At 61.9% G+C, this 20,636-nt stretch carries 14 protein-coding genes; 5 read left to right on the top strand and 9 right to left on the bottom strand.

All coding sequences use genetic code 11. The annotated features are described in order from the left end of the window. Positions 1-90: 90 nt before the first annotated feature. Both DKY63_RS23655 and DKY63_RS23650 read left to right on the top strand, forming a co-directional pair. A complete protein-coding gene (locus DKY63_RS23655; protein ID WP_110966313.1) occupies positions 91-2,418 on the top strand; it encodes a TonB-dependent receptor in 2,328 nt (775 codons plus the stop codon). Positions 2,419-2,675: 257 nt separating this feature from the next. Next, positions 2,676-5,204, top strand: coding sequence for a PepSY domain-containing protein (locus DKY63_RS23650; protein WP_110967968.1), 2,529 nt, complete (start codon positions 2,676-2,678; stop codon positions 5,202-5,204). A gap of 116 nt (positions 5,205-5,320) precedes the next feature. Here DKY63_RS23650 and DKY63_RS23645 read toward each other — a convergent pair whose 3' ends face one another. The 4 genes from DKY63_RS23645 to ptsP form a co-directional block, all read right to left on the bottom strand. After that, complete coding sequence (locus DKY63_RS23645) at positions 5,321-6,862, bottom strand: alkaline phosphatase D family protein (RefSeq protein ID WP_110966312.1); 1,542 nt, start codon at positions 6,860-6,862, stop codon at positions 5,321-5,323. Positions 6,863-6,989: 127 nt separating this feature from the next. Continuing rightward, entirely contained in the window at positions 6,990-8,729 is a 1,740-nt protein-coding gene (locus DKY63_RS23640) for a PTS fructose-like transporter subunit IIB (protein WP_110966311.1), read from the bottom strand. 11 nt (positions 8,730-8,740) lie between these two features. Then, entirely contained in the window at positions 8,741-9,682 is a 942-nt protein-coding gene (gene pfkB, locus DKY63_RS23635; protein WP_110966310.1) for a 1-phosphofructokinase, read from the bottom strand. Continuing rightward, the gene (gene ptsP, locus DKY63_RS23630; RefSeq protein ID WP_110966309.1) at positions 9,682-12,543 is read right to left on the bottom strand and encodes a phosphoenolpyruvate--protein phosphotransferase; all 2,862 of its coding nucleotides are present in this window, start codon (positions 12,541-12,543) and stop codon (positions 9,682-9,684) included. Before ptsP ends, pfkB begins: the two co-directional genes overlap by 1 nt. Positions 12,544-12,838: 295 nt before the next feature. Between ptsP and cra the strand changes: the two genes are divergently transcribed. After that, the gene (cra, locus tag DKY63_RS23625; RefSeq protein ID WP_110966308.1) at positions 12,839-13,834 is read left to right on the top strand and encodes a catabolite repressor/activator; all 996 of its coding nucleotides are present in this window, start codon (positions 12,839-12,841) and stop codon (positions 13,832-13,834) included. Positions 13,835-13,837: 3 nt separating this feature from the next. Continuing rightward, complete coding sequence (locus DKY63_RS23620) at positions 13,838-14,614, top strand: TatD family hydrolase (RefSeq protein ID WP_110966307.1); 777 nt, start codon at positions 13,838-13,840, stop codon at positions 14,612-14,614. Here DKY63_RS23620 and DKY63_RS23615 read toward each other — a convergent pair whose 3' ends face one another. From DKY63_RS23615 to ampD, 4 genes are all read right to left on the bottom strand, one after another. Next, positions 14,615-15,004: a hypothetical protein gene (locus DKY63_RS23615; protein ID WP_110966306.1), complete on the bottom strand. Its 390-nt coding sequence runs from the start codon at positions 15,002-15,004 to the stop codon at positions 14,615-14,617. Between the two features lie 240 nt (positions 15,005-15,244). Then, complete coding sequence (locus tag DKY63_RS23610) at positions 15,245-17,275, bottom strand: methyl-accepting chemotaxis protein (protein ID WP_110966305.1); 2,031 nt, start codon at positions 17,273-17,275, stop codon at positions 15,245-15,247. Positions 17,276-17,483: 208 nt separating this feature from the next. Next, a complete protein-coding gene (gene ampE, locus DKY63_RS23605; RefSeq protein ID WP_110966304.1) occupies positions 17,484-18,320 on the bottom strand; it encodes a regulatory signaling modulator protein AmpE in 837 nt (278 codons plus the stop codon). After that, on the bottom strand, positions 18,317-18,892 hold the full coding sequence (ampD, locus tag DKY63_RS23600; protein WP_110966303.1) for a 1,6-anhydro-N-acetylmuramyl-L-alanine amidase AmpD: 576 nt from the start codon (positions 18,890-18,892) through the stop codon (positions 18,317-18,319). Before ampD ends, ampE begins: the two co-directional genes overlap by 4 nt. Before the next feature lie 247 nt (positions 18,893-19,139). Between ampD and nadC the strand changes: the two genes are divergently transcribed. Next, on the top strand, positions 19,140-19,988 hold the full coding sequence (nadC, locus tag DKY63_RS23595; RefSeq protein ID WP_110966302.1) for a carboxylating nicotinate-nucleotide diphosphorylase: 849 nt from the start codon (positions 19,140-19,142) through the stop codon (positions 19,986-19,988). Between the two features lie 97 nt (positions 19,989-20,085). On the opposite strand, the gene DKY63_RS23590 is transcribed toward nadC, so the two are convergent. After that, on the bottom strand, positions 20,086-20,391 hold the full coding sequence (locus DKY63_RS23590; protein ID WP_110966301.1) for a DUF6388 family protein: 306 nt from the start codon (positions 20,389-20,391) through the stop codon (positions 20,086-20,088). Positions 20,392-20,636 lie beyond the last annotated feature (245 nt).

Raw genomic sequence — 20,636 nt, 5'->3', positions numbered from 1 at the left:
TTCAGTGCGAATAGTAACGTTTCGCAATTGATACAAAGACGCGTCTACCCTATATTCCGCGGCCTCAAATCCTTGGGGAAGGGGAATCAAATGTCACGGCAATACCCACAACTACCGGTCAGCTCGCCACGTCTGCTCGCTTCTGCAATTGGCGTGGCCCTCACTGCCGGTTCTGCGGGCCACATGGTCTTCGCTGCTGAAAAAACCGACGAGAAAGCGCCAAGCAACACCATTTCGCTGGGTGCGACCTCGATCACCGGCGAAGCCCAGGACGAGACCACCTACAACGTCGAGAAAGCCTCTTCGCCCAAGTACACCGCACCGCTGGTCGACACCCCTCGTTCGATCACGGTCATCCCGCAACAAGTTCTGAAAGACACCGGCGCCCTGAACATGCAGGACGCACTGCGCACCGTGCCAGGCATCACCTTCGGTGCCGGTGAAGGCGGCAACCCACAGGGCGACCGTCCGTTCATTCGCGGCTTCGACGCCCAGGGCGATACCTACCTGGACGGTGTGCGCGATACCGGTTCGCAGAGCCGCGAAATCTTCGCCGTCGAATCGATCGAAGTCAGCAAGGGCCCGAACTCGGCCATCGGTGGCCGGGGCGCTGCTGGCGGCAGCATCAACCTGGTGAGCAAGAAAGCACACCTGGGCAATTCGTTCGACGGTGGCTTCACCTGGGGTTCGGACCAGACCCAGCGTTACACCCTGGATGGCAACTATCAGTTCTCCGACACCGCCGCCGGCCGTCTGAACCTGATGAGCCACGAAAGCAACGTCGCCGGGCGCCAGAGCGTCAACTACGACCGCTGGGGCGTCGCGCCTTCCCTGGCCTTCGGCCTGGGCACCGACACTCGCGTCAACCTCGACTACTACCATCTGGAAAGTAACGACTTGCCGGACTCGGGCATTCCGTACTCGATCCCGACCGCAGGTTCCGCGGCCCGTACCAAGGCCAATCCGGACAAGCCGGATGACGGTGGCAACAGCAGCAACTTCTACGGCTTGAATGACCGCGACTTCCGCAAGGGCCGTACCGACACCGCGACCATCTCTGTCGAGCACGACCTGAGCGACGCGCTGACCGTCAAGAACACCCTGCGCCACGGCACCAGCATGCAGGACTACATCCTGACCCAGCCGGACGACAGCAAGGGTAACGTCAACAATGGCAGCGTCTGGCGTCGTGCGAACACTCGCGTGAGCAACACCGAGACCACCACCAACCAGACCGATCTGTTTGGTGATGTGTACATCGCCGGCTTCAAGAACAGCTTCGCCACCGGTATCGAGTTGAGCCGCGAGGAAAGCAAGAAGTCCTCGTACAACGTCAACACCGACACCACGCCATCGTCGCCGGGCAACTCCAGCACCAACTGCTCGCCGGCCCTGATCGGCGCGCCAAGCGGCTACAACTGCACCTCGCTGTCCAACCCGAACCCGAACGACCCGTGGAACGGTGCGATCTCGCGCAACTACGCCGGTACCGACACCAAGGCCAACACCTACGCGCTGTATGTGTTCGACACCCTGGAGTTGAACGAGCAGTGGCTGGTGAACATGGGCCTGCGCTACGACCATTTCGACACCGACTACAAGACCTACACCGCCAATGGCGCCACCACCAACAAGGGTGATGATGTCAGCGAGTTCGTCACCGGTCAGTTCGGTGTGGTCTACAAGCCGGCGGAAAACGGCAGCATCTATGCGTCCTACGCCACCTCCGCCACACCACCGGGCGCAACCCTGGGCGAAGGCATGGACGGCAACCCGCTGGGCGGCACTCCGGATCGCAACGGCAACCTGCTGAGCAGCGACATGGAGCCGGAAACCACCAAGAACTACGAAATCGGTACCAAGTGGGACCTGATGAATGATCGTCTGTCGCTGACCGCCGACATTTTCCGCACCGAGAAAGAAAACGCCCGTGTGCAGACCAACACCACCTCGTACGAAAACGTCGGCAAGACCCGCGTTCAAGGTTTCGAGCTGTCGGCCACCGGCAAGCTGACCGACAAATGGCAAGTCTTCGCCGGCTACGCCTACATGGACAGCGAGCAGATCGACGGCGGCCCGCTGGCGGCCAACAAGGCCAACGACGGCAACGAACTGCCTAACACGCCGAAAAACAGCGCCAGCCTGTGGACGACCTATCAGGTCACGCCAAAGCTGACCATCGGTGGCGGTGCGTTCTACGTCGACGACGTGTTCGGCAGCGTGGCCAACACCACCATGGTCGATTCCTACGTTCGCTACGATGCGATGGCCGCCTACAAGCTGACCAAAAACATCGACCTGCAACTGAACGTGCAGAACCTGACCGACGAAACCTACTACGACAAGGCGTTCTCGACCCACTTCGCCAACCAGGCGGCGGGCCGTACGGCGCTGTTGAGCACCAACTTCCACTTCTGATGGAAAAGTAAAAGCCACCTCCTGTAGGAGCGAGCCTGCTCGCGATGGTCGTGAACGATAACGAGGTCAACCTGACTCCCCGCGTCGCTCTCCCGTTCATCGCGAGCAGGCTCGCTCCTACAGGACAGCGTGAACGCAGATGCCCCGCTCACTCTGGTGACCGGGGTTTTCGTGTGTAAAAAAGAATGTTTCTCGACAACCCACGGCATCATAATGCGCGCCGTGATGACTATCTTCGAATGAACAAGGCGAGCGACGTGTTGAAGAAAACCCTGTTCCAGTTGCACTGGTTTTTTGGCATCAGCGCAGGGCTCGTCCTGGCCCTGATGGGCATTACCGGAGCGACGGTGTCGTTTCAGGATGAAATTCTGTACGCCATGAACCCTTCTGTGTTGCAGGTGCAGAAGCAGGTCGCCGGTGTGCTGCCGCCCGCCGAACTGGTGGAAAAAGTCGAAGCGGCGACCGGCCTGAAAGTCGCGATGCTCTCGGTCGACATCGACAGCGACCTGGCCGCGCGCGCCTTCTTCACCCCCGCACCGGGCGAACGTCGCGGCCCCATGCGTTACTTCGATCCCTATACCGGTGAACTGCTGGGCGACGCCACCGGCCAGCGATTCTTCGGCCTGATGCTGCAACTGCACCGCTTCCTCGCCATGGGTGACAGCGGTCGGCAGATCACCGGGGCCTGTACGCTGATCCTGGTGTTCTTCTGTCTCTCGGGCCTGTACCTGCGCTGGCCCCGTCAGTGGGCCAGCTGGCGCGCCTGGCTGACCCTGGACTGGAAGAAGAAAGGTCGCAGCTTCAATTGGGACCTGCATTCGGTCGCCGGCACCTGGTGCCTGGTGTTTTACCTCTTGGCGGCGTTGACCGGGCTGACCTGGTCCTACGAGTGGTACAACAAGGGCGTGACCCGGCTGCTCTCCGACTCCCCGCAGAACGAACGCGTTCGCGGCGGCCGTGGCCCAGCACCCGAGGGCCCTGCGCCGACTGCCGATTACGCGGCGATGTGGAGCAGCATCTACAGCGCGGCGGGGCCCGGCCTGAGTTTCTACAACACCCGCATGCCACCGGTGGCCGGGCAACCGGCGACTGTTTTTTATCTGTTGAAAGACTCGCCCCACGACCGCGCCCTGAACCAGATCTCCCTCGACCCGGTCACCGGCGTGATCAAACGTCATGACCGTTACAGCGACAAAAGCCTGTCGGCGCAGTTGCTGACCAGTGTCTACGCGCTGCACACCGGCAGCTATTTCGGCATCGGCGGACGCATCCTCCTCACTCTCACCGCCCTGACCATGCCGCTGTTTTTCGTCACCGGCTGGCTGTTGTACCTCGACCGTCGCCGCAAAAAGCGCCAGATCAAGGATGCGCGCAAAGGCCTGGAACAACCGGGCAGCGACGCTCCGGCCTGGCTGATCAGCTTCGCCAGCCAGAGCGGTTTTGCCGAGCAACTGGCGTGGCAGACCGCCGGCCAACTGCAGGCTGCCGGCCTGCCGGTGAAGGTGCAGCCACTGGCGAGCGTCAGCGAACAGGACCTGCAGGATTCGGGCAACGCCTTGTTCGTGGTCAGCACCTTCGGCGACGGCGAAGCGCCGGACAGCGCTCGCGGATTCGAGCGCAAGGTGCTGGGCCAGGCATCGAACCTGGACAGTCTGAACTATGCGGTACTGGGCCTCGGTGATCGTCAGTACCAACACTTCTGCGGTTTCGCTCGACGCCTGCACAACTGGCTGGGTGAGCACGGTGGCAAGACCCTGTTCGCCCCGGTGGAAGTCGACAGTGGCGACCCTTACGCCCTGCGTCACTGGCAGCAGCAACTCGGGCTGCTGACCGGGCAGGCACCTGTGGATACCTGGCAGGCGCCGAGCTACGACAACTGGACCCTGAGCCGCCGCGAATTGCTTAACCCGGACAGCTCCGGTTCACCGGTGTACCTGCTGGGCCTCACCGCGCCGACCACCAGCAGTTGGCTGGCCGGTGACCTGGTGGAAGTGCTGCCGCGCAATTGCCCATGGGCCATCGAGCATTTCCTCGAAGGGTTGGGCATTGACGGTCGCGCGACCATCACCCTCGACGGCTTGGCACAACCTCTGGAGCACGCCCTGGCCAGCCGGCAGCTGCCCGAGAACCGCAGCCATCTGGTTGGCCTGCACGCCCAGGCGCTGGTGGATGCGCTGGTGCCGCTGGCCATGCGTGAATACTCCATCGCCTCGATTGCGGCCGATGGTGTGCTCGAACTGATCGTGCGTCAGGAACTGCGCGCCGATGGCAGCCTGGGCGTCGGTTCCGGCTGGCTGACCGAACACGCGCCGGTGGGGAGCAGCATCAGCCTGCGGGTTCGCCGCAACAGTGGTTTCCACCTGCCGAACGAGCCGGTGCCGATGATCCTGCTGGGTAACGGCACGGGATTGGCCGGGCTGCGCAGCCTGCTCAAGGCGCGGATTGCCGATGGGCAACAGCGTCAATGGTTGTTGTTCGGCGAGCGCAACCGAGAACACGATTACCTGTGTCGTGACGAGCTGGAAGAGTGGTTGATCTCGGGTGACCTGCAACGTTTGGACCTGGCGTTTTCCCGGGACCAGGCCGAGAAAATCTACGTTCAGGATCGTCTGCGCGAATCCGCCGATGAGCTGAAGAAATGGCTGGCGGACGGTGCCGTGATCTACATCTGTGGCAGTTTGCAGGGCATGGCTGCCGGGGTTGATCAGGTACTCAATGACCTGCTCGGCGCTGCCGAAGTTGAACGCCTGATCGAACAGGGCCGCTACCGCCGCGACGTTTACTGACCCATTGCCCCTGTAGGAGCTGAGCTTGCTCGCGATAGCGGTCTGACAGACAAATCCATGTCGCGTATCAGATCGCTATCGCGAGCAAGCTCAGCTCCTACAGGGGATTGGTGTTGTTATACGGGTTGTAATTTCTGTTCGAACACCGACACGCCATCCAGTTCGCGCAGCACCACCGTCAACTCCCCGCTCAGCCCCTCGATATTCACCTCGCCAAAAAACTGAAACCCGGCAAACGGCGAAGCGTTCATTACCGGCGCGGTTTTCTGGAACACCGCCTGCGGGCCGAAGGTTTTGTCCAATACATCAGGGCCGAAGCTGCCGGCATTCAAGGGACCGGCCACGAATTCCCAGAACGGCTCGAAATCCTGAAACGCGGCACGGTCCGGGTGGAAATGATGGGCGGCGCAGTAGTGCACATCCGCGGTCAGGAACAGGAAATTGCGCACTGACTGCGCCCGCAGGAAACCCAGCAACTCGGCGATTTCCAACTCTCGTCCCTGAGCGGGACCAGGGTCGCCGTTGGCCACCGCCTCCCAGCGCGTGACACCTAGGCTGACCTCGCCATCCGGAGCCCCGAGGCCGATGGACATGTCGGCAGCGATCACTTTCCATTGGGCGCCGGAGGCCTTGAGCGAAGCCTTCAACCAGTCCAGTTGCTCACGTCCGAGAAACGGCTTTTCACCGCCCAGGTTTTCGTCATTGGCGCCGCGATAACTGCGCATGTCGAGCACGAACACATCGAGCAATGGCCCGTAGTTGAGCTGCCGATAAATCCGCCCGCCGCCGTCGGCGCTCTGCACGCGCATGGGCGCGTATTCGAGCCAGGCCTGACGCCCGTGGTCCACCAGGTTGTGGATATCTTTGTTCTGGTAACGCTTATCCAGGTGTTTACCCGGCGACCAGTTGTTCACCACCTCGTGGTCGTCCCACTGCCAGATCTGCGGCACCTCGGCATTGAAGCGACGGATGTTTTCGTCCATCAGGTTGTAACGGTAATTGCCCCGGAAATCGTCGATGGTTTCAGCGACCTTGCTCTTGGCCTCGGTGGTGATGTTGCGCCACACCCGGCCGCTTTCGGTGACGAGTTGCGCGGGTATGGGGTTGTCGGCGTAGATGGTGTCGCCGCTGTGGATAAAGAAGTCCGGCAGGCGCAGGCGCATGGCTTCGTAGATGCGCATGCCGCCGATGTCCGGGTTGATGCCGAAGCCTTGGCCGGCGGTGTCGCCACTCCAGAGGAAACGAATGTCGCGGCGCGCCTGGGGCACGCTGCGCAGATGGCCGAACCAGGGCTCGCTGGCGATCCCGCTCTGGGCATCTTCGAATTGCACGCGGTAGAAAATCGCCTGATCGGCGGGCAGCCCGGTCAGCTCGACCCGGGCGGTGAAGTCGGTGCGGGCATCGGCCAGGGGCGAAACGAATCGGCGGGGGTTGGAAAACAGGCTGCGGGTGTCCCACTCCACCACCATCCGCGCCGGACGATCGCAGCGGCTCCAGATGATCGCGCGGTCGCCGAGCAGGTCGCCGGATTGCACGCCGTCGGTGAGCTGGGGGCGGTCCTTGATCGAGGCGATTACCGCTGGCACCAGCCCCGGTAAAAGCAGCCCGGCGCCGACGGTCTGGATGATGCGACGGCGTCCGGGGTCGAATTCGCTCATGTTGTTCGAGGCCTCTGTAGGAGCGAGCCTGCTCGCGAAAAACCCTCAGGCACCGCTGGGTATCTGGTTTAACGCGTTATCGTTCGCGACCATCGCGAGCAGGCTCGCTCCTACAGGGGGGGCGGTGTCAGGCTTTGACGGGCTCCAGCGCCAACTCAACTGTTTCCGGCCGCTTGACCAGCGCATACACCACCGCCGTCAACAAACTCCCCGCCACGATCGCCAGCAAGTACAGCAAAGCATGGTTGATCGCATTGGGGATCGCCAACACGAACAAACCTCCATGGGGCGCCATCAGCTTGCAGCCGAAATACATCGACATCGCACCGGTCAGCGCGCCACCGGCGATGCTCGCCGGAATCACCCGCAGCGGATCCTTGGCGGCAAACGGAATCGCGCCTTCGGAGATGAAGCACAAGCCCAGAACCAGCGCCGCTTTGCCCGCCTCGCGTTCGGTCTGGGCGAACTTGCGTCGGGCGATGAAGGTGGCGATCCCGAGGCCAATCGGCGGCACCATGCCCGCCGCCATGGTGGCCGCCATCGGTGCATAACTCTGCGACGCCAGCAGCCCGACCGAGAACGCATACGCGGCCTTGTTGATCGGCCCGCCAAGGTCGACACACATCATGCCGCCCAGCAACACGCCGAGCAGAATCGCGTTGGTGGTGCCCATGCTGTCGAGGAAATGCGTGAGCCCTTCGAGCATCCCCGCCACCGGCTTGCCGACCACGTAAATCATCACCAGCCCGGTGAACAGACTGGCCAGCAACGGGATGATCAGGATCGGCTTCAACGCCTCCAGGCTTTGCGGCAACCGCGCGTAGCGATTGATGGCCTGCGCCGCGTAACCGGCGATGAAACCGGCAATGATCCCGCCGATGAAACCGGCGCCCAGGGTGCTCGCCAGCAGGCCGCCGATCATCCCCGGCGCCAGGCCCGGACGGTCAGCGATGGAATAGGCGATATAGCCTGCCAGCAGCGGCACCATCAGCTTGAATGCGGTGTCACCGCCGATCTGCATCAGGGCGGCGGCCAAGGTGCCTTGTTCCTTGAAAGCGGTGATGCCGAACACGAATGAGAGGGCGATCATCAGGCCGCCCGCCACCACCATCGGCAGCATGAACGACACGCCGGTCAGCAGGTGTTTGTAGACCCCGGTCTTCTCTGGCTTGACCGGAGCTTTCGCACCGGTCGATGCGCTTTCCTGCACGCCTTCGGCGAGCGCCTTGTTCAAGGTGGCCTCGGCCTGCTTGAGGGCAATGCCCGTGCCGCAGCGATAGATTTTCTTGCCAGCGAAGCGCTCGGTGGCCACTTCGATGTCCGCGGCCAGCAGCACCACATCGGCATCGGCAATCGCTTGAGCACTCAACGGATTGCGTGCACCGACCGAGCCCTGGGTTTCCACTTGCAGGTCATAACCCAGGCGCTTTGCCGCCTGTTGCAGGGCCTCGGCGGCCATGAAGGTGTGAGCGACACCGGTCGGGCAGGCGGTGACCGCGACCAGGCGCGGTGCGTTGGCGGCGACGGTAGCTGGTTCGGCAGTGGTCTCGGGCGCGCGATAGACAGTCGCCTCTTCGGCGCCACGGCGCAGCACCGCTTCCACGTCCTGCAGAGCCTGGGCCGGGGTGCTTTGGTAGACACGTTTGCCGACGAATCGCGACATGTCCACCGGGGTGCTGGTCACCAGCAATACCCATTCGGCGGCCTGGAGAGTGGCTGCCGACAACTGGCGTTCCGGATGCGCCGCATCGCTGACTTCGACGCAGGTCATCCAACCCTGACGCTGGGCCGCCGCATCCAGCAAACGGGCACACAGCACACTGGTGACCATGCCGTTGGGGCAGGCAGTAACAATGGCTAATTTCATGACCAACCCTCTTATTGTTCTGTCAGGGGATGCACGCGCACGCCCTGTGCGAGCAGCGTCAGTTGCGCTGCATCGCCAATGCCGAAACCGATCTGGGTCACCGCCATCGCGGCAATCGCCGTGGCCGTGCGCAAGGTTTGCTCGGGCGTGTGGGCCTGGAGCAAACCGTGGAGCATGCCCGCCAGCAGCGAATCACCCGCGCCCACTGTGCTGGCGACGCTGACCTTGGGTGGCGTGGCATGCAGCGCCGAGCCGACGCTGAACCAGTTCACGCCTTTGGCGCCGTGGGACACCACGACGTGTTCGATGCCCTGTGCATGCAAACGACTGGCCGCCTCGGCCTCGGCCAGCACCGACACCGCATCGCTGCCGAGCACTTCGGCCAGCTCTTCGGTGTTGGGTTTGATCAACCACGGGCCGGCCTTGAGCGCAGCCGTCAATGCCTCGCCACTGGTATCGAGGGCGACTTTCAGCCCGAGTTTTTTCAAACGCAGGATCAAGCCCTGCAACCATTGCGGGCTGACGCCTTGCGGCAAGCTGCCGGCGACCACGACCGCGTCATGGTCCGGGGCAATCCGCTCCAGACGATCAAGCAAGGCCTGCTGTGCCGCCTCGCTGACCCGGGGTCCGGGACCGTTGAGGTCGGTGATGCGCCCGTCGCTTTCCGCCAGCTTGATATTGCTGCGGGTCTCGCCGGGTACGCGGATGAAGGCGTCGGTGAAACCGCGCTTGGCAAACAGGGTTTCGAACGCTTGCAGGTTGTCTTCACCCAGAAATCCGCTGACCGTCAGCTGATGCCCGAGGTCCGCCAGCACCTGCGCCACGTTCACCCCTTTGCCGGCGGCGTGGGTGTGCATGGCGTCGCTGCGGTTGACCTGACCGGGTTCCAGGCGCGGCAACTGCACCGTCAGATCCAGCGCCGGGTTGAGGGTCAGGGTCAGAATCCTGGCCATTACAGGGCCTCCACTAATGCACGGACTTCATTGGCGCTGCCCACGGCGAGCGCCTCTTGGGCGAGGTTTCTGGCCTGGCTCAGGCTGAGCTCGCGAACCCGCGCCTTGACCTCGGGGATGCTGCGCGCGCCCACGCTCAACTCATCCACGCCCAGCCCGACCAGCACCGGTACCGCCAGCGGATCGGCCGCCAGCTCACCGCAGACGCCCACCCACTTGCCATGGGCATGGGCCGCGCGCACGGTGATGTCGATCAGTTGCAGCACCGCCGGGTGCAAGCCATCGGCCTGGGCCGACAGGGTTGGATGGCCACGGTCGATGGCCAGGGTGTATTGCGTCAGGTCGTTGGTGCCGACGCTGAAGAAGTCGACCTCCTTGGCCAGCACCGGCGCCAGCAGTGCCGCCGACGGCACTTCGATCATGATCCCCAGTTGCAGGTCTGCCACCGGGATTTCCCGGCGCAGGCGCTCGGTCATGTCCCGGGCCTGGCGCCACTCGTCGACGCTGCCGACCATGGGAAACATGATGCGCAGCGGACGGTTGTCGGCGGCGCGCAGCAAGGCGCGCAGTTGCGCTTCCATGATCTGCGGCCGTTGCAGGGTCAGGCGAATGCCGCGCACGCCGAGGAAGGGGTTTTCCTCCTTGGCGATCGGCCAATAGGGCAAGGGTTTGTCGCCACCGACGTCGAGGGTGCGCACCACCAGTGGCCGCCCGGCGAGGCCATCGAGCACGCGGCGATATTCGGCTTCCTGGGTGGCTTCGTCCGGTGCTTGCGGGTGGGCCATGAAAATCAGTTCGGTGCGCAGCAAGCCGATGCCTTCGGCGCCCTGCTCCACCGCGGCGATGACGGCGGCGCTTTCACCGATGTTGGCGACCACTTCGACGGTATGCCCGTCTGTGGTCACGGCCGGTTGATGGCGTTGTTCGGCGGCGGCCTTGAGCCGTTGCTCGCGGGTGTCGCGCTCCTGGGTGGCGCGCTGCAAGGTGGTCGAGTCGGCATCCACGTGCAATCGACCGCGTTGTCCGTCGAGCAGCAAAGGTGTGCCTGGCGCCAACAACAGCACGGCCGCGCCAGCGCCGACCAGGGCCGGAATACCCAGCGCCCTGGCGACGATGGCGCTGTGTGCGGTGGCGCCACCCCGGGCAGTGAGAATGCCGGCAACCCGTGCCGGATCAAGGCGTGCCACGTCGGACGGGCCGACTTCGTCCATCACCAGAATGTACGGTTGCTCGGGCTCGCTCGCGCTTTGCACACCGCACAACTGCGCCAGCACTCGGCGCCCCACATCGCGCAAGTCGGCGGCGCGCTCGGCGAGCAATGCGTCCTGCAGGGATTCCTGCTGCCGGGCGGCGGCTTCGATCACCGACATCCACGCCGCTTCCGCGCTTTCACCTTGTTTGAGGCGGGTGTCGACCTCGTCGGTCAATTCCGGGTCGTCGAGCATTTCCTGATGGGTGACGAAAATCTCGCGGATTGCCTTGGCCTTGCTGCGTTCGATCAGGCCCTGAATGTCACTTCGCACTTGTATCAACGCTTGCTTGAGGCGTTCGCGTTCAACGGCGGCGGACTCACCGCGTAGCGGGTAATCGATGGCTTGCTGGACTTGAATATGCGCCGGGCCGATGGCGATGCCCGGTGCGGCGGCAATGGCCTGGATCAAGCTGCCGGATGCTGGGGCGAGCAGCACTTGGGCAACCTCTGCCATTTCTACGTTCGGTTGGCTTATCGGCGGCAGCGGCTCGACTTCCTCGCCGAGGCCTTCTTCGATGGCGGCCAACAGCGCAGGCAATGCATCGGCGGCGATGCTCGGTTCGGCGATGATTTCCAGCACCTGACCACGACGGGCTCCGAGGCTGAGCAGCTTGCTCAAGCTCTTGACCGACACGGCGCTGTCCTGGCTGTCGACGATGCGGATGCGGATCTCGCCTTCAAAACTCTTCGCCAACTGCGCGAGGATCTTCGCCGGCCGCGCATGCAGGCCATGGGCGTTGGCCAGTGCGATACGAGCGCTCGGCCAGTCCGCGGGCAGTTCACCGCCGAGCACTTCGAGCACCGCGCGGCAGCTGGTGGCGCGACCCAACTCGTGACCGCGACCTTCAATCAGCAAGGCACACAGGCGTTCGAGCAAGGCCTGATGCGCCTCGCCCAGGCTGGCCAGGCAGAACAATCCGTTCAACGGCTGCCCGAGGTAACGCAAGGGTTTGTCCGGGGTGACGAAGGCCAGGCCCGGGCGCTTGACCGTCTGCTCGCTGTGCAACCACCACAGGCCATCGCCCAATGGCAGCGCTTCGACCTGCTGCAACACGGCGGAGAAACCGTTGCTGACGCAGTCGGCCTGGCGCAGCAGCCGGGCGCCGCGCCATACCAGCTCTTCGAAATCCTCAGCGGCAACGCCCAGGCCGATCATCTGCGCATCCAGCGCCAGTTCCTGTGGCGCGCCTTGCAGCAGTTTGAGCAGGGCTTCGGGGGAACTGGCGCGGCGCAGGGCCTGGCCGAGATCGGTCTCGCCGAGGGCGCGGGTCAGCAATTGCAGCAGGCGCAGGTGTTCGTCGGATTTGGCGGCAATGCCGATCGCCAGATAGACGATCTGCCCGTCGCCCCAGTCCACACCTTCGGGGAACTGCATCAGGCGCACGCCGGTGGTGAACACCTGATCGCGGGTTTGCGGCGTGCCATGGGGAATGGCAATCCCCTGGCCGAGAAAGGTCGAGCCCTGGGCCTCTCGCGCCTGCAAGCCGGCGAGGTAACCCTCGGCGACCAGGCCATCGGCGACCAGATGCCGGGCCAGCAATTGCAAGGCTTCGGACTTATCCACAGCCGATTGGCCCATGGATATCTGCTCCACTGTGAGCTCGAGCATGCTTTCTCCTTTTTGGCGCCCTGTGGACACCAGGTATTGTTTTGGATGATTCAGCTTAGGCACCTGTGCGAAGACAAGATTTGGCAGTTTCGTGGCAGAACTGACAAAAGGGACCAACAACCTTGAAAATACGCTTGCTGAAACGTTTAATCTAGCATGATTGGCACGTTACTCGATAACCTCGAAATCGTGAAGTCCAATTGTCGGATGCGCTGCAACAAGGGTCGACTATCTGAATCGGGTAGGATTGGCGAAACTGTCGGGCAAGCTCGAAAAAAAACAAGGAAACAACGGGTTGAAACTCAGTGATATCGCCCAGTTGGCCGGTGTGTCCGTTACCACCGCCAGCTACGTCATCAACGGCAAGGCCGAACAACAACGCATCAGCAGCGCGACCGTCGAGCGCGTGCGCGCGGTGGTCGATCAGCACGGCTTTACGCCCAACCCCCAGGCCGCCGGACTGCGCAGCCGCCATACCCGCACCCTGGGGTTCATTCTGCCGGACCTGGAAAACCCCAGTTACGCGCGAATTGCCAAGTTGCTGGAGCAAGGTGCACGGGCTCGCGGCTATCAACTGCTGATCGCCAGCTCCGACGACGCGCCCGACAGCGAGCGACAATTGCTCAAGCTGTTCCGCGCCCGGCGCTGCGATGCGTTGATCGTCGCCAGTTGCCTGCCGGTCGGTGACGACAGTTATCGCCAGTTGCAGGCCAAAGGCATCCCGATCATTGCCGTCGACCGGGTCATGGAGCCGGAACACTTCTGCTCGGTGATCAGCGACGACCGTGAAGCCAGCCTGCAACTGACTCGCAGCCTGCTGGACCCGTTGCCTAAACAGATCGCCCTGATCGGTGCCCGTCCGGAGCTGAGCATCAGCCAGGAACGGGCCGCCGGTTTCAAGGAAGCGCTGTCCGGATACAAGGGCGAAGTGCTGATTGAACATGGCGAATCGTTCAGCCGTGAATGCGGCAAGCAATTGATGGAGGAAATGCTCCAGCGTGTAGGGCACTTGCCCGAGGCGCTGGTGACCACGTCTTACGTGCTGCTGCAGGGTGTGTTCGACGCCTTGCATGACTTCCCGCTGAAAACCCGGCCTCTGCGCCTGGGCACGTTCGGTGACACCCAGTTGCTGGACTTCCTGCCGTTGCCGGTCAATGCCATGGCCCAGCAGCACCAGCTGATCGCCGATAAAGCCCTGGCCCTTGCGCTGGCAGCCATCGAGCAGTCCGATTACCAGCCCGGCGTGCAGGCCATCGCGCGGACCTTCAAACAGCGCATTCGCCAGGATTGAACCGTGGAGCTGATCGACACCCACACCCATCTGGACTTCCCGGACTTCGACGCCGATCGCCAGGCGCTGATGACGCAAAGTCGCGCCCTCGGTGTGCGCAAGATGGTGGTGCTGGGGGTATTTCAGGGTAATTGGCAACGGGTGTGGGAACTGGTGCAAGACGATCCTGACCTCTACGCCGCGTTCGGCTTGCACCCGGTGTACCTGGACGATCATCGCCCCGAACACCTGGTGGAACTCGGCGACTGGCTGACGCGGCTGGCCGGTCATCGACAGCTTTGCGCCGTGGGCGAAATCGGCCTGGACTACTTCATCGAAGCCCTCGACCGCGGACGCCAGCAGGCGTTGTTCGACGCACAACTACAACTGGCGGCGGACTTCAACCTGCCTGCGCTGATCCACGTACGGCGCAGTCATGCGGCGGTAATCGCCACGCTCAAACGCTTCAAGCTCCAACGCGCCGGCATCATCCACGCCTTCGCCGGCAGTCGCGAGGAAGCCCGGGAATACATCAAGCTCGGTTTCAAACTGGGATTGGGCGGAGCCGCCACCTGGCCGCAGGCCTTGCGCATGCACCGCGTGCTGGCGGAGCTGCCACTGGACTCGGTCGTCCTGGAAACCGACTCACCGGACATGGCGCCCGCCATGTTCCCCGGTCAGCGCAACAGCCCGGCGCACTTGCCGGCGATCTGCGAGGCACTGGCCGGGATCATGGCGGTCAGCCCCGAACGATTGGCTGGCGCCAGCACCGCCAATGCCCGTGAATTGTTCAACTGGTAATCAGTCGGCGTGGGCCTTGGCGGCCTCGAGAATCAAGGTCATGTGCTGACGCTGACGGGCAAATCGCATGGCGATGAAGTAGATGAAAATCGCCACCAGCGAAAAATTGATCTGTTCGACGACACTGAGCATCCCGATCCATTCCAGCACCAGGGCGACCAGCAAGGCGGTGCAAATCATCACCAGCAGGCTTGCCTTCAACATGGCCAGGGAGTCGAGCGACTTTAAGCGCTTGATCTGCCGAGGATCATTGAGCTGCAAGGCTTTCTGACAGTGGGAACAGGTAAACGCCTCGTTGATGGAGATGGCATTGAGCTGCCAGGGTTCGAGCAACAACGTACGCTGGCAATGGGCACAGTGTCCTTGGATTCCAAGCGTTGCAACGGGCATAACCATGATTCCTTCATGTGGTCAGTGATTTGATCATCGCCCATTGAAGACGAAAAACCGGAGCACGGATCAAATCAGGACATTCCCTACCGGCACAAGTGAAAAGTACTACAGAAAATTAAGCTACCCCTCCTGTAGGAGCGAGCCTGCTCGCGATAGCGGATTGTCAGCCGACGCAATGTTGAAGCTGAAAATGCCATCGCGAGCAGGCTCGCTCCTACATTTGGAGTGTGGTGCCCATCAAACGCGGAACGCGCTGATCAGCTGCTTGAGCTCCACCACCTGCATCGACAATGCGCGGCTGGCGTCTTCGGTCTGGTGCGCGCCTTCGGCAGTACGTTCACCGGCACGATTGATCTCGACGATGTTCTGGTCAATGTCGTGGGCCACGGCGGTTTGCTGCTCCACGGCCGCAGCGATCTGCTGGTTCTGGTCGACGATCATGCCCACCGCGTCGAGGATGTTCTCCAGCGCCTGCTGGACCTTTTCCGACTGACCGACCGTACCGTTCGCCATCTCATGGCTGACGCCCATCGCCTTCACCGCCGCACCGACGCCGCCATGGAGCCTGGAGATCATCTGCTCGATTTCCTCGGTCGATTGCTGGGTACGCTTGGCCAGCGTCCGGACCTCGTCCGCCACCACCGCGAAACCGCGCCCTTGTTCCCCGGCCCGTGCCGCTTCGATGGCGGCATTGAGCGCCAGCAGGTTGGTCTGTTCGGCGATGCTCTTGATCACTTCCAGCACACGGCTGATGGACTGGCTGTCGCTGGCCAGTTGATTGATCACCAACACCGATTGATCGATCTCGCTGGCCAGCGCGGCGATGCTGCCCTGCTGGGATTGCACCAGGCCGCGACCGCTGATGGTTTCGTCGTTAACGCTGTGAGCGCTGCTGACTGCCGCGGCGGCGCTGCGCGCGACCTCCAGGGAAGTGGCGGACATCTGGTTCATCGCGGTGGCGACCTGTTCGATCTGCGTGCGTTGCCCGGCCACCGCCTGGTTGCTCTGCGCCGACACATTCTCCACCTGCCCGGCCTGACGCTCGACCTCACTGACGGTGTGCCCGACCCGCTCGATCAGGTCATGGATTTTTTTCACAGTGCCGTTGAACACTTCACCCAACTCACCCAGCTCATCACGGCTGTGGGCACTGAAGGTGACGGTCATGTCGCCGGCCGCCACTTTGTCCATTACGCCGCCAAGGCGCTTGAGCGTAGTCCGGGTCGAGGCGTAGAAGCCGCCGTAGAGGTAGAAAATCAGCACAAACACCACCGACAGCGCGACAGCTTGCAGGATCATGTGCGTGCGGTTTTGCTCCAGGCGCTGCTGCAACTGAGCATCAAGAAATTTCAGGGTGGCGTCGTTGAGTTGATAGGTCTGATCCATCAACCCGGTGACTTGATCGTAAAAGGCCTGCCACGGCGTATCCAGGGTGTCGGCCATCACCACTTTCTCTTCAAACAGCTCACTGGTCTTTTTCAACGATGCCTTGCTGCTTTCGGCCTGGACGGCCAGGGTGTCCCGGGCAGCCTTACTGGAGGCCAGTGTGTCCTGCAACTTCAGCCCGTATTCGCCCTGGACCTTTTCGATCTGAGCCAGCAGTTCATCGAAGCGATTGCTCGATGCCGAGTTGAGAAAACCCTGACCCAGGGCTGAAGAACCGATGGCCCGGCCTTCACCGAGAATCTGGGTAATACGTGGCGTCACGCTGGTGGCGAGCTCGCTGAGCTGGCGCATGTCGCTTTGATTGTCGCGGCTCAGCCCCGCCTGGCTGGCGATGATCTGACTGAAGATCTGCGCACTGCCGAGCAATTTGCCGGTCATGCCACTTTTGCTTTGCAGGGATTTTTCCGATTGTTGCGCCTTGAACGCAGTGATCATTTCATCGCGCTTGGCGTCGAACACCGCGATCTGCTCCGGATCTGTGGTCATCGCCGTCATTGCTTGTAGGCGTGTCAGCACCCCCTGCTCCAGCGTGCTGATTTGTGACTCGAGATTGCCCACCTTGGGCGACTGACCGAGGGAGACGTTGATCTGCACCAGGTTGTTCAGTGTCTCCAGGTCGCGCCGTAGCTCTACGCTGCGCCCCAACAGGTCGAGGCTCTGCAGTTCGATGCGAGTGCCCTGGAATTCGCGATAGGAGTCACGGACCAGGTAGAAGTTGGTCACCAGCATTGGCACCAGGAACAGGACACTGATCAGGCTGAACTTCATGCCGAAGCTCAGGCGGTTCATCAGCGCGACAGCGGGATAGAGCAAGCTCTTCACTGGATGTCTCCCTTGGATTTCTTATTTTTATTTAGCGAGCGCAACCAGGCAGCAGATAGCCACTATTGGGCGCTATCTGTATATAACTCAAAATCAGGGAGGGTTTTGTAACTTAAGGTTAACGGAAAAAGATCGCAGCCTGAGGCAGCGCCTACACACCTGTCGACCGTAGGAGCTGCCGAAGACGGCGATCTTTTCGTTTTTTAAATCAATGCAGCACGGTCCACAACGCGAACCCTGCATACCAGAGCACCGCCGCCCGCAGGAGCAACTCCCAGATCCGGTCGAGGTTGTTGATGCCTTCGGGCCCCGCGACCGGGGCCGGGATTTCAGCCGCCACCAGCCCGGCCTTTTCGATCAATTGCGCGGCGCTGATGTTCCAGTTCAGCAGCTCATGCAACATCACCCTGCTGACTGCGGCGAAGTTGCCGACCAAGGCAAAACTGGCTGCCAACAGGCGTACCGGAATCCAGTCGAAGGCGTGGCGCAATTGCCCGGCACGCTCGACCACGGCAGGGTTTTGCCCATGCTCCTCGGCCAGGGCCAACAAGCGATAGCTCAGGGCGGCGACCGGTCCCAACAGGAAGTACCAGAAAATCACCGCGAAAAAGCTCTGGTAGGCCTCCCACAGCAAATGCCCTTCGACCCGCTCCAGCAATTGCTCGCCACTGTCGGCGCAGATGTCCAGATCACGCTTGGCAACATGGGCCGCGGCCTGCAGGTCTTCCCGACGCCATGCATCGCGGAAAGGACCGAGACCGACCAGCAGATCGCCCCGCCCCAGGCTGTAAATCACCACCAGCAGGTGCACCGGCAGCGCCAACAAACCGTAGGCCACGGGGTCCAGCACCCACAAAAGCAGCGCCAGCAGCGCAACCGGGAACAACACCAGCACGCCCAGCACCAGCCATGGATTTTTCGCCATGCGCGGATTCGATTCGAGTTTGTGCAGCTCGCGAATCCAAGCGCCATCTCGCTGAACCTGATGACGCAGGGCCGAGAATTTCTCGATCCACACCGCCAACAGCAACACCAGAAAACTCATTGTGATTCCTCTTTTTCCGCAGCGGCTTTTGCCAGGGCTGCACGGTAGCGCTGCCAGTCAAACGCCGGCCCCGGATCGGTCTTGCGCCCAGGAGCGATGTCGCTGTGCCCGCAGATACGTTCCGGGGTGATGTCCGTGAAGGCGCCTTGCAGTTGCCGGGTCAGGGTAGTCAATGCGTCGTACTGCGCATCGGTGAACGGCAGATCATCCGTACCCTCCAGCTCAATGCCCACGGAAAAATCGTTACAGGTTTCCCGCCCCTCGAAATTCGACACCCCGGCGTGCCAGGCGCGCTCCAGGCAAGAGACAAACTGGGTGACAGCACCGTCACGCTCAATCAGAAAGTGCGCGGACACGCGCAGATCGGCAATCCCCTCAAAGTAAGGGTGCTCCGTGACATCCAGGCGATTCTGGAAAAACTCCTGCACCTTGCCGGTGGCGAATTGCGCTGGCGGCAGGCTGATGTTGTGGATCACCAGCAGGGAAATTTCGCCCGTAGGGCGCGCATTGAAGTTGGGCGAGGGACACAAACGCACGTCCTGACACCAACCGCTCGCGGGGTCCAACTGCATACCGATTCCTTCAACGACGACTGTGTTGGTGCCCAGTATGCCGCGATAGCCCCCCGGGACGCGATCACTTGGCGTGTTGCAGGCTCCTGAACGATGACTCACATGGCGATTCAATGGGAGGCTCGGGCGCAAACCCTGGCGGAAATCGACCAAATACAGGCTCCGGAACAATGGGAGCACCTCAGATGCCTTGGGTTGCCTCCTGCCATGGCCCTATAATCGGGCCACTTTGTTTGTGGAGCTCGTTATGCCGAATCTACGTCTCGCCGATTTGACCGCCGAAATCGAAGCCAACGTGCGCCGCGCGCTGCTCGAAGATGTCGGCAGCGGCGACATCACCGCGCAATTGATCCCGGCCGAGCGCCTGGCCAAAGCCACCATCATTACCCGCGATGCCGCCGTCATCTGCGGCACGGCCTGGGTCGATACCGTGTTTCGGCAACTGGACCCACGGGTTGCGGTGCACTGGCAGGTCGCCGATGGCGAACGGGTCAAACCCAATCAGGTGCTGTTCCACCTCGAAGGCCCTGCCCGCTCCTTGCTGACCGGTGAACGCAGCGCGCTGAACTTCCTGCAATTGCTGTCCGGCGTCGCCACTCGCGCACAATATTTGGCCGACTTTGTCGCCCAGACCCAGGTCAAATTGCTGGACACCCGCAAGACCCTGCCTGGCTTGCGTCTGGCGCAAAAATACGCCGTGACCTGCGGCGGTTGCCACAATCACCGCATCGGCCTGTATGACGCGTTCCTGATCAAGGAAAACCATATCGCCGCCAGCGGAGGCATCCCGCAGGCCATCGCTGCCGCGCACAAGATCGCACCGGGCAAACCGGTGGAAATCGAGGTGGAAAGCCTGGATGAGCTGAAGGAAGCCCTGGCGGCCGGTGCCGACATCATCATGCTCGACGAACTGAGCCTGGATGACATGCGCGAGGCCGTGCGTCTGAACGGCGGCAAGGCAAAACTGGAGGCCAGCGGCGGAATCAACGAAAGCACGTTGCTGCCGATCGCCGAGACTGGGGTGGACTACATTTCGATTGGTGCGATGACCAAGGATGTGAAGGCTGTCGACTTGTCGATGCGCTTGAGTCTCTGAGCCTCCTGTAGAAGCACGGCTTGCCGGCGATGGCGATCTCGGGGACGCTATCGCGGGCAAGCCTTGCTCCTACAAAAAGCGGATAAGCAGGCTTACTTCAGACCACCAGATTGTTCATCTCGCAGTACTCTTCCCACTCGACACCCAGCACCTCGGCTGCCTCTTTATGCAGTTTCAGGCGTTCGGCCTCGAATTCTTCCGGCGTGGTGGTGTACTTGAGCGTCAACTCCCAAGGCTGCAGGCCCTGGGCCTCTGCCTCGTCCTCGAACGCCCACTGGATCTGGTCCTTCTGATCATCTGGACTCAAGTCCTTGATCTCTTCCAGTAACTCGGGCGCATCGAGTGCGTACTTTCTGAGCGCTTCCTCGTGGCGGGCTTCCTGGCTCAATTGTTTTTCGGTCATGGTGTTCTCGCTGATCGGGGGAATGGAAGACGGATGTGGATCATCAAGGATCTCTCTGACGCAAAAAACCTTGCATAGCGCGGTTTATCTGGCCTTCAGAACCATTCTGGGATCATCTGAAAACTGCTGGGCGAAGCTCAGGCAGGCTCCGAATATAGGATGTTTGTCGGACGATTTACACGACTCTTTACATCTACCTCACAAAAAACCATGCAGCCCGGTTGTCGGATGGGAACATAAATCGA

It is taken from the genome of Pseudomonas putida (genome assembly GCF_003228315.1).
Classification (GTDB): domain Bacteria; phylum Pseudomonadota; class Gammaproteobacteria; order Pseudomonadales; family Pseudomonadaceae; genus Aquipseudomonas; species Aquipseudomonas putida_S.
The sequence above is the reverse complement of the archived record's forward strand: the minus strand, read 5'-3'. Positions and strand labels throughout refer to the sequence as shown.

Excerpts from the sequence above, each read along its gene's own strand:
- nadC (WP_110966302.1), top strand. The coding sequence starts at position 19,140 with ATGCCGAATCTACGTCTCGCCGATTTGACCGCCGAAATCGAAGCCAAC.
- DKY63_RS23615 (WP_110966306.1), bottom strand. The coding sequence starts at position 15,004 with ATGCCCGTTGCAACGCTTGGAATCCAAGGACACTGTGCCCATTGCCAG.
- DKY63_RS23590 (WP_110966301.1), bottom strand. The coding sequence starts at position 20,391 with ATGACCGAAAAACAATTGAGCCAGGAAGCCCGCCACGAGGAAGCGCTC.
- DKY63_RS23645 (WP_110966312.1), bottom strand. The coding sequence starts at position 6,862 with ATGAGCGAATTCGACCCCGGACGCCGTCGCATCATCCAGACCGTCGGC.
- DKY63_RS23640 (WP_110966311.1), bottom strand. The coding sequence starts at position 8,729 with ATGAAATTAGCCATTGTTACTGCCTGCCCCAACGGCATGGTCACCAGT.
- ptsP (WP_110966309.1), bottom strand. The coding sequence starts at position 12,543 with ATGCTCGAGCTCACAGTGGAGCAGATATCCATGGGCCAATCGGCTGTG.
- DKY63_RS23655 (WP_110966313.1), top strand. The coding sequence starts at position 91 with ATGTCACGGCAATACCCACAACTACCGGTCAGCTCGCCACGTCTGCTC.
- pfkB (WP_110966310.1), bottom strand. The coding sequence starts at position 9,682 with ATGGCCAGGATTCTGACCCTGACCCTCAACCCGGCGCTGGATCTGACG.
- ampD (WP_110966303.1), bottom strand. The coding sequence starts at position 18,892 with ATGCAGTTGGACCCCGCGAGCGGTTGGTGTCAGGACGTGCGTTTGTGT.
- ampE (WP_110966304.1), bottom strand. The coding sequence starts at position 18,320 with ATGAGTTTTCTGGTGTTGCTGTTGGCGGTGTGGATCGAGAAATTCTCG.